Source organism: Mycobacterium sp. NGS62, assembly GCF_059812285.1.
The window spans coordinates 1-14,566 of sequence record NZ_JCALCK010000025.1 but is presented as its reverse complement, the minus strand read 5'-3'; the positions used below and the strand labels follow the sequence as shown (position 1 = coordinate 14,566).

Annotated in this window: 12 protein-coding genes and 2 pseudogenes; 1 reads left to right on the top strand and 13 read right to left on the bottom strand. The window is 63.7% G+C overall.

Translation table 11 applies throughout. The annotated features are described in order from the left end of the window. Positions 1-2 precede the first annotated feature (2 nt). Together AC5Y49_RS23970 and AC5Y49_RS23965 are read right to left on the bottom strand one after the other, a co-directional pair. Positions 3-1,220 carry an acyl-CoA dehydrogenase family protein gene (locus AC5Y49_RS23970; RefSeq protein ID WP_499891880.1) on the bottom strand — a complete coding sequence of 406 codons (1,218 nt, stop codon included), beginning with the start codon at positions 1,218-1,220 and terminating at the stop codon, positions 3-5. A gap of 217 nt (positions 1,221-1,437) precedes the next feature. Next, complete coding sequence (locus AC5Y49_RS23965; RefSeq protein WP_499891877.1) at positions 1,438-2,133, bottom strand: transposase; 696 nt, start codon at positions 2,131-2,133, stop codon at positions 1,438-1,440. Here AC5Y49_RS23965 and AC5Y49_RS23960 point away from each other — a divergent pair. Continuing rightward, a pseudogene (locus AC5Y49_RS23960) lies at positions 2,089-2,742 on the top strand (transposase); the annotation flags it as partial. The gene AC5Y49_RS23965 and the pseudogene AC5Y49_RS23960 overlap by 45 nt on opposite strands. Positions 2,743-2,795: 53 nt before the next feature. Here the strand turns inward: AC5Y49_RS23960 and AC5Y49_RS23955 are convergent. The 11 genes and pseudogenes from AC5Y49_RS23955 to AC5Y49_RS23905 all read right to left on the bottom strand — a co-directional run bounded on the left by AC5Y49_RS23955 (position 2,796) and on the right by AC5Y49_RS23905 (position 14,369). After that, the gene (locus AC5Y49_RS23955; RefSeq protein ID WP_499891876.1) at positions 2,796-3,917 is read right to left on the bottom strand and encodes an acyl-CoA dehydrogenase family protein; all 1,122 of its coding nucleotides are present in this window, start codon (positions 3,915-3,917) and stop codon (positions 2,796-2,798) included. A gap of 248 nt (positions 3,918-4,165) precedes the next feature. After that, positions 4,166-5,797, bottom strand: a complete 1,632-nt coding sequence (locus AC5Y49_RS23950; protein ID WP_499891875.1) for a class I adenylate-forming enzyme family protein — start codon at positions 5,795-5,797, stop codon at positions 4,166-4,168. 30 nt (positions 5,798-5,827) lie between these two features. Beyond that, entirely contained in the window at positions 5,828-6,721 is an 894-nt protein-coding gene (locus AC5Y49_RS23945; protein WP_499891879.1) for an SDR family oxidoreductase, read from the bottom strand. A gap of 117 nt (positions 6,722-6,838) precedes the next feature. Beyond that, positions 6,839-7,285: pseudogene (locus AC5Y49_RS23940) on the bottom strand (aldehyde dehydrogenase family protein); the annotation flags it as partial. Continuing rightward, entirely contained in the window at positions 7,282-7,716 is a 435-nt protein-coding gene (locus tag AC5Y49_RS23935) for an aldehyde dehydrogenase family protein (RefSeq protein WP_499891874.1), read from the bottom strand. The pseudogene AC5Y49_RS23940 and the gene AC5Y49_RS23935, both read right to left, overlap by 4 nt. Before the next feature lie 140 nt (positions 7,717-7,856). After that, entirely contained in the window at positions 7,857-8,999 is a 1,143-nt protein-coding gene (locus AC5Y49_RS23930) for a thiolase family protein (RefSeq protein WP_499891878.1), read from the bottom strand. Continuing rightward, entirely contained in the window at positions 8,999-9,424 is a 426-nt protein-coding gene (locus AC5Y49_RS23925; protein WP_499891873.1) for a Zn-ribbon domain-containing OB-fold protein, read from the bottom strand. Before AC5Y49_RS23925 ends, AC5Y49_RS23930 begins: the two co-directional genes overlap by 1 nt. Before the next feature lie 191 nt (positions 9,425-9,615). Continuing rightward, on the bottom strand, positions 9,616-10,557 hold the full coding sequence (locus AC5Y49_RS23920; RefSeq protein WP_499891872.1) for a R2-like ligand-binding oxidase: 942 nt from the start codon (positions 10,555-10,557) through the stop codon (positions 9,616-9,618). Positions 10,558-10,608: 51 nt separating this feature from the next. Beyond that, a complete protein-coding gene (locus AC5Y49_RS23915) occupies positions 10,609-12,237 on the bottom strand; it encodes a long-chain fatty acid--CoA ligase (RefSeq protein WP_499891871.1) in 1,629 nt (542 codons plus the stop codon). A gap of 21 nt (positions 12,238-12,258) precedes the next feature. Continuing rightward, positions 12,259-12,915 carry a transglutaminase-like domain-containing protein gene (locus tag AC5Y49_RS23910; protein WP_499891870.1) on the bottom strand — a complete coding sequence of 219 codons (657 nt, stop codon included), beginning with the start codon at positions 12,913-12,915 and terminating at the stop codon, positions 12,259-12,261. Next, complete coding sequence (locus AC5Y49_RS23905; protein WP_499891869.1) at positions 12,912-14,369, bottom strand: cytochrome P450; 1,458 nt, start codon at positions 14,367-14,369, stop codon at positions 12,912-12,914. Before AC5Y49_RS23905 ends, AC5Y49_RS23910 begins: the two co-directional genes overlap by 4 nt. Between the last annotated feature and the right edge of the window lie 197 nt (positions 14,370-14,566).

Below are 14,566 nucleotides of genomic sequence, written 5' to 3'. Positions count from 1 at the left end.
AGCTAGATGCGCGGTTCCTTGGGCAGGCCGAGCAGTTTCTCGCCGATGATATTGCGCTGCACCTGTGAACTGCCCGCATAAATCGTGGCGGCTCGCGCCGCTAATGCCGACTCAACCCACGCGAGCGACGAATTCGGTGTTCCGACATCTGCAGTCGCCAAGGCGCCGTTCGTTCCTGTGCCCGACAGCGTCAACACGTTCGCCTCGAGGATCTCCATCGCCAGTTCGGTCTCGCGTTGGAAGAACTCGCTCCAGAGGATCTTGGTCATCGCGGCCTCGGGACCTGGATACTCACCATGTAAGAAGCGCGTCAACGCCTGATACCCACGACACCGCATAATCTCGACGCGGCCATAGCACCAGGCGAGCTGCTCACGGATATGTGGGTCGTTAGTCTTACCTAGTTCTTTCGCCAGCTCGAAGAGCCGGTCGATCTCAGCTTGGAAGCGAATCGCGTCGGTGGTGACACTTGTTCCACGCTCGAAACCCAGCAGCGTCATGGCCACCGACCATCCTGCGTTCACTTCCCCGACAACGTTGTCTGCAGCGGTTCGGGCGTCGGTGAAGAACACCTCGTTGAACATCGACTGGCCCACCATATTCTTGATGGGTCGAACCTCCAGGCCGGGCTGATCCATCGGCACGAGTAGGAATGAGATCCCCCGGTGCTTGGGAGCATCCATGTCGGTGCGGCACAGTGCGAAGATCCAGTTGGCGAAGTGTCCCGCTGAAGTCCAGATCTTGGACCCGTTGATGACCCATTCGCCGCCATCAAGAACCGCTCTCGTCCGCAAGCTGGCCAGATCCGATCCCGCGTCGGGTTCGGAAAACCCCTGGCACCACCGATCGTCACCGGACAGAATTCGCGGCAAGAACCAATCCTTCTGGTCCTGGGTGCCGCAGACGACAAGCGTGTTGCCGAGCAGTTGAATCCCGAACATGTCGTTCTCAGTTCCGGCGGGTACCCCGGCGCGAGTAAACTCCTCGGCTAGCACGACTTGGTCGAGGGGGGTCAGTCCCGCTCCGCCATACCGCTTTGGCCACAACACGGCGAGTAGGCCGTTGTCCGCGAGCGCCTTCCGCCACTCTCGGATGAACTCCTTCCGCCGGGTTTGATCCAACGCCCCGATTCCAGCGAAGTCGGCAGGGACGTTCGCGGTGATGAAGTCGCGCACTCGTGACCTGAACGCCTCAGCTGACGGGGGATAAGACAGGTCCATATCGAATCGTCGTCCCTTATCTGTGTTGAGGATCCCGTAAAGGTGGATCCATTGGTCATTTTTTGCGTGTATTGCTTCGTTCTCGACCGCTTGAGGGCGGTGGACCACGGTCGGGGTCAAAGCGGAGCGCCCGCAGCGTAGCGAGGACGAACGACCTTGAGGCCGACGAGGATCCGCCGCATACTTGGCCGCCGGGAACAGGCAAAGACGGTGTGGTTCAAGTCATCTGCTGCCCTCCGGTGCGTAAATGTGGGGACGGAAGACGCGTCGCGCGTGCCGGCGCCCAGCCTGACCCGAAAATCGGATGGTGAGTGGGCAGGCCGAAGGCACCCGGTGAAGCCGGGTCATGTTGTGCGGCGGTGGGTGTGGGGTCATGCTGCGGCGTCCATGATGACGGCTTTACCGTCGCGGATGGCGATGTGCTGGCCGGTAAGTGCCTGGAGTTGGGTGGCCAGGTCGTGGGCGCGGCGGTGTTTGTGCATGCGAGATTCGTAGTAGCCGGCCCGAGATCACAAAATGTGGCCTCCGGGTCGGAAAGCAGGTAGTAGACGACGGTGAGCACCGAGTTGCCGGTGGCGACGATGGCTTTCTGCTTGGCGCGGCGTCGGGCCAGCTGGCGGTAACGAGCGCCCAGGAAGGTGTCGGCACGAGAATTGGCGAAGGCGATGCGGCCCAGCGTGCCGGCCAGCCAGGGGTTGCCCCTACCGCGGCCTTTGGTTTTGGACTTGCCGGCCGACTCATGGGTCTGCGGGCAGAACTTGGCCCACGACACCAAAAGCGCGTCCGACGGGAACCGGGTCATGTCGACGCCGATCTCGGCGATCAACTCGGCGGCGGGAACCGCGTCGACGCCGGGAATGTCAGCGAGCCGGCTGAGATCCGGGCAGCCGGCGTCGACGGTGTGACAGCTCATCTGGTCGAGAACCAGGCCTGGCCTGCTGGCGTCACCAAGACCGCGGCCACCGCCTTGGCGGTGGCTAACGAGCAGCAGCTGGCGCTGCCCGGCGAGAACGGCACCGCTGCCCTGGTCAAGCGGCTGGCCCGTAAGTTGCTTGACCTGGACCGAGAGATCAAAGAAATCGACAAGACCATCACCGAGCGTTTCCGCGATCACTCCTACGCGCGGATCAGCGAGTCGCTGCCCGGCTTCGGACCCAACCTCGGCGCGGAATTCTTGGTGACTACCGGCGGGAACCTGACATCCTTCGCCATACCCGGCCGACTGGCGTCCTATGCCGGATTGGTACCCGTACCAAGGGATTCGGGCCGCGTCAGCGGAAGCCTTCACCGGCCAAAACGCTACAACTGCCGACTTCGGCGGGTGTTCTACCTGGCCGCGCTGTCCAGCCTCCGCGCCAACGGGCCCTCCAGGCAGTTCTATGACCGCAAGCGAGGCGAACGACTCATCCATAGCCAGGCCCTCCTAGCGCTCGCCGGCCGATTCGTCGACGTGCTCTGGGCCCTGCTCCGCGACGGCCGCGAATTCAGCCCACATAAGCTCGTGGTCCCCGCAACGGCTTGACATCGTCATTGAGAGTCTTTCTCTGTTCGTGCCGACGAAGTATGTGGCGGTGTTTAGAGCCCGATGCGGTCAGCGACCTCAAGCCATTGCTTGCGTACTGAGCCCAGCAGTACCCGGTCGGCTTTCGCCCGCCGGTAGTAGAGGTGTGCGTCGTGCTCCCAGGTGAAACCAATCCCGCCGTGAATCTGCACATTCCACGACGCGGTGAAGTCAAACCCGGCCGCGGCGGTTGCCACGGCAATAGGGGCCGCCTTGGCGTGGTCAGCGTTCTCCTCCGCTGCCAGATGAGCCGCGTAGAGAGTGACTGCACGAGCGCTGTCCAGTTCGATTGCCATCTCGGCGCAGCGGTGCTTGATCGCCTGGAAGGAGCCGATGGGCCGATTGAACTGGTGACGCACCTTGGCGTATTCAACGGACATGGTCATAGCGCCCTCTGTGCCACCAACCATCTCCGCCGCCAGTAACGTCTTCGCGACATCTAACACACGACATACGGGCGCGGCGCCGTGCGCGCCCGCCAAGGGAACCGCAGAGACAGCATCGAAGGTCAGGGTGGCCAGCGGTCGGGTGATGTCCAGGGTCTCGACGCGTGTACGGGTGAGGCCAACGGCGTCACCCTCAACGAGGTACAACTCAGGTTCAGCGGAGTCACCGGGCGGCAGAGCGAGCACCAACAGGGTGTCCGCACTATGGCCGTCGATCACATGAATCTTGGTCCCGGACAGCGTGACGACGGCGCCATCTGTCGCCGCTCGCATGGCTACAGCACCGAAGCCGTCAACGCAACCCGGTTCATTGATAGCAGTCGTGACTGTACGAGCGCCCGCAGCTATCTCTGGAAGCAGTTCTTTCTTGCGCTCCTGGCTGGCCGCGATCAAGATCGGCGCGACACCGAGCGCGACGGTCGCGAACAGCGGGCACGGCACGATGCCGCGTCCGACTTCCTCCATAACGACAGCAGCCTCGATCATCGTTGCTGCCGCCCCGCCGTACTCCTCCGGCACGAGCAGACCCGCCAGCCCAAGTTCCCGACCCATGCGAGACCAAAGGTCGATGTCATACCCCGGCGCAGTCGTTACCACCTGGCGAACCTTGGCCAGCGGTGACAGTTCGGTAACGAACTGCCGTATAGTCTGGCGCAATTCCTCCTGTTCTGGGCTGAGCATAAAATCCATGACATGGCACCTCTCTTCTCTTCAAACAGTTGTTGTCGCGAAAAGAAATAGGGACGGCCTTACCGTCGCCTGGATCAAACCAACCCACACACCCGAACGCTCATCAATTCCGCGTAAGACACTGTCTCACCGACCGTGGCATCTTCCGCCGTCCCCATCCGCTCGCTTTACGGTTCTTCTCTGGCCGTGCGGCGGACACTGCTCAGGATGGCCGTCGCCGCGCTGTCAAGCCGATATTCAAGAAGCATTCATTTGTTCTGCCCACGACGCTCGGCCCCTCGATCGATCAGGTGATCTCGGAAGCGCTGTCGGAGTTCGGCCTTCATGACCTTGGCCATGGCGTTCTTGGGCAGCTCGTCCACCACGACCACGTGGCGCGGGCATTTGTAGTCGGCGAGGTGCTGGCGACAGAACTGGTTGATCCGCTCCGCGGTGAGCTCGCCTTCGCCGCCGCTGAACCCGGGATTGGGCGCGATCACCGCTAGGAGATCCTCACCGAGGTCCGGGTGCGGCACCGCGACGACTGCGGCCTCGAGCACCTCGGGCATCTCAAGCAGCACGCGCTCGACCTCTATGGCGAAAATGTTGTAGCCGCCGCGCAGGATCATGTCCTTCTTGCGGTCAGTCAGATAGACGTAGCCATCGTCAGAGACATAACCCGCGTCGCCGGTGTGCAGCAGCCCACCTCTCCAAAGATCCGCGGTGGGCTGCTCCCCCTTGTAATAGCTGCGCCGAGTCATCTTCGACTTAAAGCAGAGTTCGCCGACCTTGCCTGGCGGGAGTGGGTTTCCGTCGTCGTCAACGACAACAACCTCGCATCCTACGGGCCTGCCAACAGAGCCCGGCCGGGCAAGGATGTCGTCCGGGTCGGGACCGAGCATGCAGGACGCGCCGGCACCGGCCTCAGTGAGGCTGTAGCCATTCAGCATCTTCACCTCAGGCCACACCTCCCGCATCTTGCGCACGGTGTCGGGCTGGATCGGCGCCGCCCCGAAAAACACGAGCTGCAGCGAGCTGTAGTCGTGATCACCCACCTTGGGGTGCTTCATAACTAAATTCAGCATGGTCGGCACGCCCATGATCGACGTGGCGCGGTAGCGCTCGATCGCGGCGAGCAACTGCTCGGGATCGAAATGCGGCAACACGATCTGCGTGACCCCGGCTCGAACGCTTAGCAGCATCAGGCCGTGGCAGCCCGTGAAACCGAACAGGGGCACCGCATGAAGCAGGCTCTCGCCGAACAGCGCGCCGAGAAGCTGCCCGAGGCTCGGCTGGCCGGGCTCGTCGGCGAGGTTGCCCTCGGGCACCAGCACGCCCCTGGGCATCCCTGTGGTGCCGGATGTATAGAGCAGATCCGCCGGGTCGTCGGCACTCGGCGGAGGATCGAGGGGCGGCACGTCCGTGGTGCCCGTGCTCACCACGTCGCCCAGGGGGGTAAGTGCGTCCAGTGCCTGGCTGCCGGTCACGAAGAAGTGCTCAAGTCTAAAGCGACCGGGACGGCCGTCGATCTCGACAGATTTTCCTTCGGCGAGCGCAACCAGAACCTCCCGGTGGGCGGGACCGGTGATCGCCGCCACGGCGTCGCTGTGCTCGAGCACGAACAGCTTCTCCGGGCCTGCCCACCGGGTATTGAGCGGCACCGGCACGGCACCGAGTTTGTGGATGCCGAAGTACGCGGCATTGAAATGCATCGCTTGGTCGTTGGCCAGCAGCATCGCCACCTTGTGACCTCGGCTCACCCCAGCCGCGTGCAATTGGTGGGCGATCCGGCTGCTGGCGGCGTCGAGCTTGCGGAACGTGGCCGCGCCGTCCTCGGCGATGACGGCGGTCTTGTCCGGTCGCTCCTCTGCCGCTTGGCGTAGCAGGTCGATCACGGCCATGGTCTGGTCCTCCTCAATGTACGTGGGTGTTCAGCCGAGCGTTTGAAGCACTAGGCCGATCTCGTCGTTGGCCTGCGTCGGAATCTGGTATCCGTCTCGGTCGAAGATGGCCTCGAGGTTGTCCTGGACCGCTTTGATATCGAGCGTCGGTGATGAGAAGCCCTTCGTGACACCGATGAAGATCTCGGCCACCCGCCCGCCCCCAACGGAGAAGATCCTCGACGTGAGATCGCAGGATTCGTGGCAGAGATAGGCGACGACCGGGGCGACCAGCGCCGGGTCCAGCTTCTCGGCGACCGGCCCGAGGAGTTCCTCGGTCATCCGGGTTCGGGCCATCGGCGCGATCGCATTCACCTTGATGTTGTACTTGACGCCTTCCTGGGCGAGCACCCGTGTTAAACCGATGATCCCCATCTTCGCGGCCCCGTAGTTGGTCTGACCGAAGTTGCCGAAAATCCCGGCGGCGGAGGAGGTGTTGACGATCCGCCCGTAGCCCTGCTCGCGCATCCTGAGGAACGCCGGCTGGGTCACCCAGATCGTGCCGTAGAGATGGACGTTGATCACCGGATCGAGTAGCTCCGGCGTGAGATTGTGGAAGGACTTGTCGCGCAGGATGCCCGCGTTGTTGACGACGATGTCGACCCGCCCGAAGGCGTCGACAGCCGTCTGCACGATAGCCGCCCCACCTTCTCGGGTCGCCACGCTGTGGCCGTCGGCGACCGCGACCCCCCCGGCGGCTTCGATCTCCTGAGCGACGGCATCTGCCGCGCTCACATCCGCACCGACGCCGGCGACGTTGCCGCCGAGATCGTTGACGACCACGCGGGCGCCGCGCGATGCCAGCAGCATCGCATGCTCCTTGCCGAGACCGTTTCCCGCCCCGGTCACGATGGCGACCCTGTCGTCGTAGCTAAGCTCAGCCACGCGTTCTCCCTTCCATGCCGTTCGCCCCGCAGGGCGATTTCTCTCTTGTCTGATGTTGTTGAATGACGTCACCGCCGCAGGACGCCGACACGCCGCCGGGATGCCGCTCGACCACTTCTCGCCGAAGGGCAGCGACGGGATCGCCACGTCCAGGAGGGCGGCATCGATGTTCACGCCGTCGGCGACGAGCCGGGTCGCGAGGTCTCTTGCTGGCCGACGATCCCGGCTGAAAACGTTTGCGTTCAGGCCGTGCGCGCCGTCGCTGGCGACGGCGAGGGATTCTGCGGGATCGTCCACCGGCAGGATCGGCAGCACCGGACCGAAGGTCTCCTCTCGCACCAGCTCCATCTGCGGGGTGACGTCGGCGACGACCGTCGGAGCGAAGAAGGACCCACCGAGGTCATTCCGCCGCGCGCCCCCGGCGAGAATGCGGGCGCCTCGCGCGACGGCATCGGCGCTCCTCGCCTCGATCACCTCAGTCTGCGGTGGCCGGGGGATGCTGCCCACGTGATCATCGGGCGCAGGGCTCTGTCGAAGCGCGTTTGTCACCCGGACTACTTTCATCGACGAACTGATCGTAGACGGGCGCCGCGACCAGCTCGTTTAACGGCGATGCACTTCTGGCCGCGTTCCAAAAGGCACCTCTGGCCACCGCCCGCGTCGGGCGCGGAATGTCCGCGTCGTGCCGCATGCGCGGCATAGGTCAGACGCGCACACGCGGTGAGCGCCTCAAGCCACGCATTGGGTATTGGCTTTCCGGTTTCGGCGGCAATGGTCGACACTAAATCCTCACCTCGATCGACGATCGACTGGCGGATCGACCGAAGATGTTGCGCTCGCTGGCGGAGCGTGAGCCCAGCGAAATCTGTCGCGACGGTCCGTGCTGCGGCAACGGCTGCCCGGACTGAATCGACATCCATCGCGGCGACGGCACCAACCAGCTCTCTGTTCGCCGCGTTGGTGGAGTCGAAGGCCCGTTGGTCGGTCGGTAGCATGGCGTGGTCCTCCCGATCGAAGTGTCTGCAATTAGAACGTTGGTGAAGGCGAGACATGCAGCGCGCTCGGGAAAAGCGAACGGCGCATCCCCGATCGATGGTGTCGGGAGACAGTTGGCAGTCCCATGCCGAGCCGCTCGTCATGCCGTGGCCTGCAGGATGTGGATGACGCAGACCGAGCCCGCGCCCATCATGTGAGCAAGCCCGGTTCGAGCGCCTTCGACCTGCAGCGGCCCCGCCTCGCCCCGCAGCTGCCGCGTCACATCCCAGACCTGGGCCAGGCCGGTCGGCCCACCGGGATGACCGCGCCCGATCAATCCGCCGTCGGTCGAGAATGGGATACGACCACCCAGGCTGGTCGCGCCCTCGGCGACGAGCTTGTCCCCCTCCCCGACCGCGCACACTCCGAGCAGCTCGTAGTACATCAGTTCCTCGATGGGGAATGCGTCGTGCACGTGGACGAGGTCGAGGTCGGTCGGCCCGACACCGGCCTCTTCGTAGGCGGCCTTTGCCGTGGCCCCGGTGAGCTCGCCCGGACCGACGACCGCGCCCATGAAAATGTGGCCGTCAACGAACTGCTCGGACTGCTGCTGGCTGGCGACCACCTTCACCAATGGGCGCGAACCGGCCACGCGCTCTGCCACCTCGCGGCTCGCGACGATCGCGGCCGCAGCTCCAGAGCCAGCGGCGCAGGCCATCTTTGATGTGTGCGGGTAGGAAATCATGCGCGAGGCGAGAACTTCTTCGACGGTGACCTCATGGTCAGGCCGACGTTGCGCGTAGGGATTCAGCCGCGCATGGTTCCAATTCTTTGCCGCAATGGCGGCGAAAGTCTCGACCGTCGTGCCCACTTCGTGCATGCGACGTGTCGCCCACATCGCGAAGAACGCCGCCGGGAGGATCACCTGGCCAATGCCGGGCTTGTCGCCCCCGATAGCCCGAGTGGCGCGATTGAGGTCGTCGAACCCCAGCGCCATCGCGATATCGACGCTCCCCCCGGCCACCACCTGGACCGCCTCGTGGAAGGCGCAGGACCCGGTGGCCGACGCGTTCTCGACGTGGGTGATCGGGATGCCGGTAAGCCCGAGATCCTTCGCAAGGGTGACACCCGTGAGCAGACCGGCGCCGATGTAGCCGTTGTAGAGGTAGCCGACTTCATCGAAGCCGATGCCGGCGTCAACGAGCGCGTTGACACCGGCATCAAAGCCCAAGTCGGCCGCGTTGGCGTCCGGCTGGCCGAACGCGGCCATCCCCACGCCGATCACATAGACGTCTCGGGCCATCACCGAGATGCCTCCCGTCCAGCGGGGCAAAAGCGGAACGAGCACAGCTCAGTGCCATCGGCATCGGTCATGAGGGGGTAGACCTCAAGCTGCATGGTCATGCCGATCTCCCAGTCGCCCATCTCGCCGCGCAGGATCGACTGCACGCGCACGCCCTCCGGTAGGTCAACTTGGCCGACGCCGTGCCCGTCGCCTGTGGAGCCGAACCGGGACTTGCCCATCCACGCCGACTCGACGTAGGTCCAGGCGTACAGTTCGCCGGTTGTTGACAGCAGGACATCCTCGACCGGGCCGCCCGTCAATGGACAGCGGCGGCGGCGGGGGAAGAAGTACTTGTCGGCGGCAGGGCTATAGGAACCGATCAACCGCGGCTGCTCATCGCCGTTGGGCATCGTGAAGTAGCCGTCCTCAAGTGGTCGACGCATTGTGTGGAGTCTCCGGGTCGTGCGGTCAATGATTGGCGCTGGCGCATTGCGCCATCGCCGATCTTTGAGGCGCGCCGAGATGGCGGCACCGGCGGCGGCAACCAAGGTGGAGTAGCGCTGGTACCTCAGTACCGAATCGACTCCAGCGCAAAAATCCCGCGTTTTACGCACTGGCGTCGATCTGTTCGAAGTCAGGCCGAACCAGCCAGCACCCTCGCGTCCTCGTCGGCGAAGGTGTCCTCCAGCTGCAGTGGCGAGTAGTCGAGGTCGATTTCCTCGGGCGGTCGCCCGCGGGCGCTGCTGATCGTGCCGAACCGGCGCATCCCCTTGTCGATGGCATAGGCCCTCATCTCGTCGATTGACAGGTCGAACGGTATGTCGTCGCCATACAGTGCAGACCCCTCGTCGATCAGGCGCTGCCCCAGCGGAATGAGCTCGTTCATGCGCGTTTCAAACACCGTCCAATTGGTGTCGTCGGCAGCGACGTGGCGCCGGCAGGTGAAAGTGCCCCATGCCATGTGGCGTCGCTCGTCGTCGCCGATGTGCCGAATCACCTGCTGCATGCCGGGAAGAATGCCGCGCTCCACGCAGATCTTGTGCCAAGCGTAGTAGCCGGTCAGCGCCAGCATGCCCTCGATGATGTGGTTGTACGTCACCGACGCCCTAACCTGGGCAGCCGGCGACGGATCCACATAGAGCGTGTTGAGCGATTCGTGAAGTTCCTCGTCGAATAACTGCCGGTATGCCGGAGTTTGATCGAGGAAACTGTGTAGGTCGTCGCGCACCCCGACGGCATCGAGCCACAAGCGGAACGCCTGGGTGTGTTTGGCTTCCTCGAACGCAAACTGCGTCAAGTACATCTCGTCGCCGAGCCGGCCTTCGGCCCGCATTGCGGTCATGAACGGCTGGATGTCCTGGGTGACTGCTTCCTCTCCGGCAATGAAGCCCGCGCACAACCGGGTGATGTACACGCGTTCTCGGTCGGAAAGCGCCTCCCAATCGGCGCGGTCGCGGGAGAAGTCGATGTTGGCGGGGTCCCAGAGTTTGGCGATGCCGCCAGCGAACAGCCTGAGTGGCAGGCTTTCCCAGCTCAGCCCGCCAGCGCCCAGCGAATGGTAACGTGTGGTTGTCATGTAACCTCCTTAGTTATCGGCTGCATTGCCGGGTCTAGCGAGCCTTGGTCGCTAAACGAATTCCATGACGTCGTACTCACCGGCGGTGTGCCATGCTCGAAGCACTTTCTTGTCGTATTTACCGACGCTGGTTCGCGGGATTTCGGGGACAAAGGCCCAGCGCTCCGGGATCCACCACGTAGCGACTTTGCCGTCTAGGAAGGCACGTAGCTCATCTGGCGTGATGTCGGTGCCGGGTTTGACCACCACTAGAGCGAGTGGACGCTCCTGCCACTTCTCGTCGGGCACACCGATGACCGCGGCTTCATGTACCCCGGGATGGGCGATCAGCAAATTCTCCAATTCGACCGACGAAATCCACTCCCCGCCGGACTTGATGACGTCTTTGGCGCGGTCGGTCAGCGTCAAGAAGCCATGCTCGTCGGCGTGGCCCACATCGCCGGTGCGCAGCCACCCCTGGTCGAACTTGTCGGCGTCGTCGTCGCGAAAATAGGAGCCAGTTACCCACGGCCCGCGGGCTTGGATCTCGCCGACCGCTTCTCCGTTGCACGGCAGAGTGCGATCCTGATCGTCGCGCAGCCGGATTTCCACGCCGCATATCGGGCGGCCTTGGGTGGCACGCAGCGCCCACTGTTGGTCTTCGTCGAGCCCGGTCGGCGGTCTGGCCACCGTGGCCAGCGGCGAGGTTTCGGTCATTCCCCACGCCTGCACGATCGGTACGCCATGGTCGCGTTCGAAGCCGCGCATCAGTGACACCGGTACCGCCGATCCGCCGCAGGCGACCAGACGCAGCGACGAGATGTCATGACCGGGCTCACAGCCCAGGAAGTGCCGGACGTCGTTCCAGATTGTGGGCACCGCACCGGCCACGGTCGGGTGGGTGTCCTCGATGATGGCCACCAGCGCTCCAGGTTGTAGCCACCGGTGCGGGAGTACCAGTTCGGCCCCCGCCATCAGCGCGGCATAGATAAGCCCCCACGCATTGGCGTGAAACATCGGCACGATAGCCAAGATGCGGTCGGCTTCAGCGATGCCCAACCCGTTGCCGGTGCAGACGGCCAGTGAATGCAGGTAGGTGGATCGGTGGCTGTAGACCACGCCCTTGGGGTTTCCGGTGGTGCCGCTTGTGTAGCACATCGCCGAGGGCGACGTTTCATCGAGTTCAGGCCAGTCGAACTCGGTGGGATGTGTCGAGATCAGGTCTTCGTATGCAACGACGGTCTTGCCGGCCGCCTGTAGCGGCTCGGGATCGCCCTCACCGACCGCAATCACCGTGTGCACCGACGACATGGCCGGCAAAGAACGCGCAAGCAGCGGCGCTAGCGACATGTCGACGATCACAACCTGGTCGTCGGCGTGGTTGGCGACATAGCCGAGTTGCTCGGGGGTGAGACGAATGTTGAGCGTGTGCAAAACCGCGCCCATCGACGGCACCGCGCAATAGACCTCCAAGTGTTCCTGGTTGCTCCACTGGAAGGTAGCCACACGCTGATCGCCGGTGACGCCAAGGTCATGCAGTGCATTAGCCAACTGACCGACCCGCCGGCCGACCTCACCGTAGGTCGCCGCCCGATAGCCCCACTCGGTCGGTGTGATGACCCGTCGGTCGGCGTGAATAGAGGTGGCGTGCTTGACGATCGACGTCACAGAAAGCGGAACATCTTGCATAGTGCTTTGCATAGCGTGGGTCCCTTGCGTCCGTTAGATGGTGAAGGCGTCGGAGGCTGCTGGCGGTCTGTCGATGAAGTCGCCGTAGTGGGTGCAAAGCGCGTCGAGGATCTCCGCGAGGGGCAGGTCGTCGAACATTCCGCGGTCGTGCAGGTATTCCATGTGCTGGGTTCCGTCACCGGTGTAGGTGTGCAACAAAGCGTCACGTTCGCCGTCGAAGTTGATCGGTTCTACGCCGAACCGTGCGCACAACTCGCGGTTGAACGCGGGCGTGGCCTTGACCCAACGCCCGTTGAGCAGTATCTGGCTGTAGCCGTGGTAGATGAACACGTTGGTGTCGCCCATTCGCTCACGCAGGTTGTCGGTCTGCAGATGGTTGCGAACATCGGCGAAACCCAGTCGCGCCGGAATCCCCGAGGCGCGACACGCTGCCGTCAGCAGTACCGACTTGGGGATGCAGTAGGTGCGTTCTGCGGCGGCGACCACACTGGCCCGGTACTGGCGGGGATCGTCGGACAACGAATACGGGTCGTACCAGATCGAATCACGCACCGCGGTGAAAATGCGGCGAGCTTTCTCGACAGGTTCGGTGGAATCGCGCACCGCCGATTGGGTGAAACGCTGGACGGCGTCGTGTTCCCAGTCGAGGAACTCCGTGGACTGCAGGAATCGCATGAGCCCTACTGTCATCGCCGAGTTAGGGTGATCGGAAGGCCGTCAACAGGGATCGGAAGTGATGTGTTATCCCATCGGACGGTGTAGTTGGGCGGCACATTCCATGCATAGGTGCGCAGCATCTGATGCAGGATCGCTTTGACCTCCAGGGTGCCGAACTGCATTCCGATGCATTTGTGCGCACCTCCCCCGAAGGGAATCCAAGCGAAGCGGTGCGCCTGGTCCTCGCGTCGCAGATGGTCGAACCGGGCAGGATCGAAGCGGTCGGGATCGCTCCAGACATCTGACACGAAATGGTTGACCGCCGGAGTGATGGCCACGAGTGTGTCGGCCGGAATGTAGTAGCTCGCAATGGCGGTGTTCTCGACGGTCTTGCGCATTACCAGCGGGACCGGAGCGACCAGTCGCAGCGACTCCTTGATGATCAGATCAAGGTTGGTCAGCCCCTCCAGGTCCTCGATGTCAGGGATCGGATCGCCAAGGGCGTCGGATTCGGCCCGCGCGCGATCCTGCCACTCAGGGTGTTTGGCCAGATAGTAGGCGACCGCGGTGGTGGTGATCGTCGAAGTATCGTGGGCCGCCATCATCAGAAAGATCATGTGATTTATGACGTCGGCGTCTGTGAATCGCTCGCCGTCTTCGGCTCTGGCCTGGCACAGCGCGGCGAACAAGTCATCGCCGCGCCCGGCACGGGCCGCAGGTAAATGGCGGGCAAAATAATTCGCGAGGACGCGTCGGCCGCGGAGCCCGGCGCGCCAGCGGGTGCCGGGCAGTGGTGCGCGGACGATCGCGCTGGCGGCCCGGACGGTGGCGATGAAAGCCCGGTTGACCGCGTCACGGTCGTTCTTGCCGCGGCCACCCATGAAAACCTCGGTGGCGATGTCAAGAGTCAGGTTTTTGAGCAGTCGGTACATGCGAGTGGATGGCCCGGCCGGCCACGTCGGCACGGTGGCGCGCACACACGGGGCAACCTGTTTGACGTATCCGGCCAGGCGGGGCCGGGTGAAAGCCTCCTGCATGATGCGCCGGTGCATCCGGTGCTCATCGAAGCTCATCAACATCAGACCGCGGTGGAAGAACGCGTCAATAAGGAAGCTCCAGCCGTCTTGCGAAAGCGCCTTGGCGTTACTGGTCAGCGCCAGCTGGGTGGCCTCCGGTCCTGCGATGACCACCATCTTGGTGCCGAACACCCCAATCCACGCCACCGGTCCGAGCCGTTCGTATCCTTCACGGCCGAACTCGGAACCAAAGCGGATGTAGTCCAGGATGTGCCCAACCAAAGGCAATCCGGTGTCGCCGGGAATTGGATTGAGCCCGCTGCCTGCCGGCGGTGTCGCGAGATCCCGGACCGGCCATCGCCGGCTCAGGTCGCGAAGCCGGTCATCGACGCGTTTGGGCGCTCGAAGCAGGATCACCGACGACAAGCGTTCCCGGGCCTTGTCGACGGGGGCGTGCAGCAGATCGGTCATCGGGTTCCTCTCGGCACCTATCGGACACACGGCACCTGTCGGACACAACGGCCCCTGTTACGCCGGTGCGCCGCAGGATGTGCTGCCCGTCATTTCCGGATACTGACGGCGTCCCCCGGGCTATCTGGCTGCTCCCGAATACCCCGGACAGACAGTATAACTAATCTTTTACGAAGACCGACCAACTGTCAACAGTC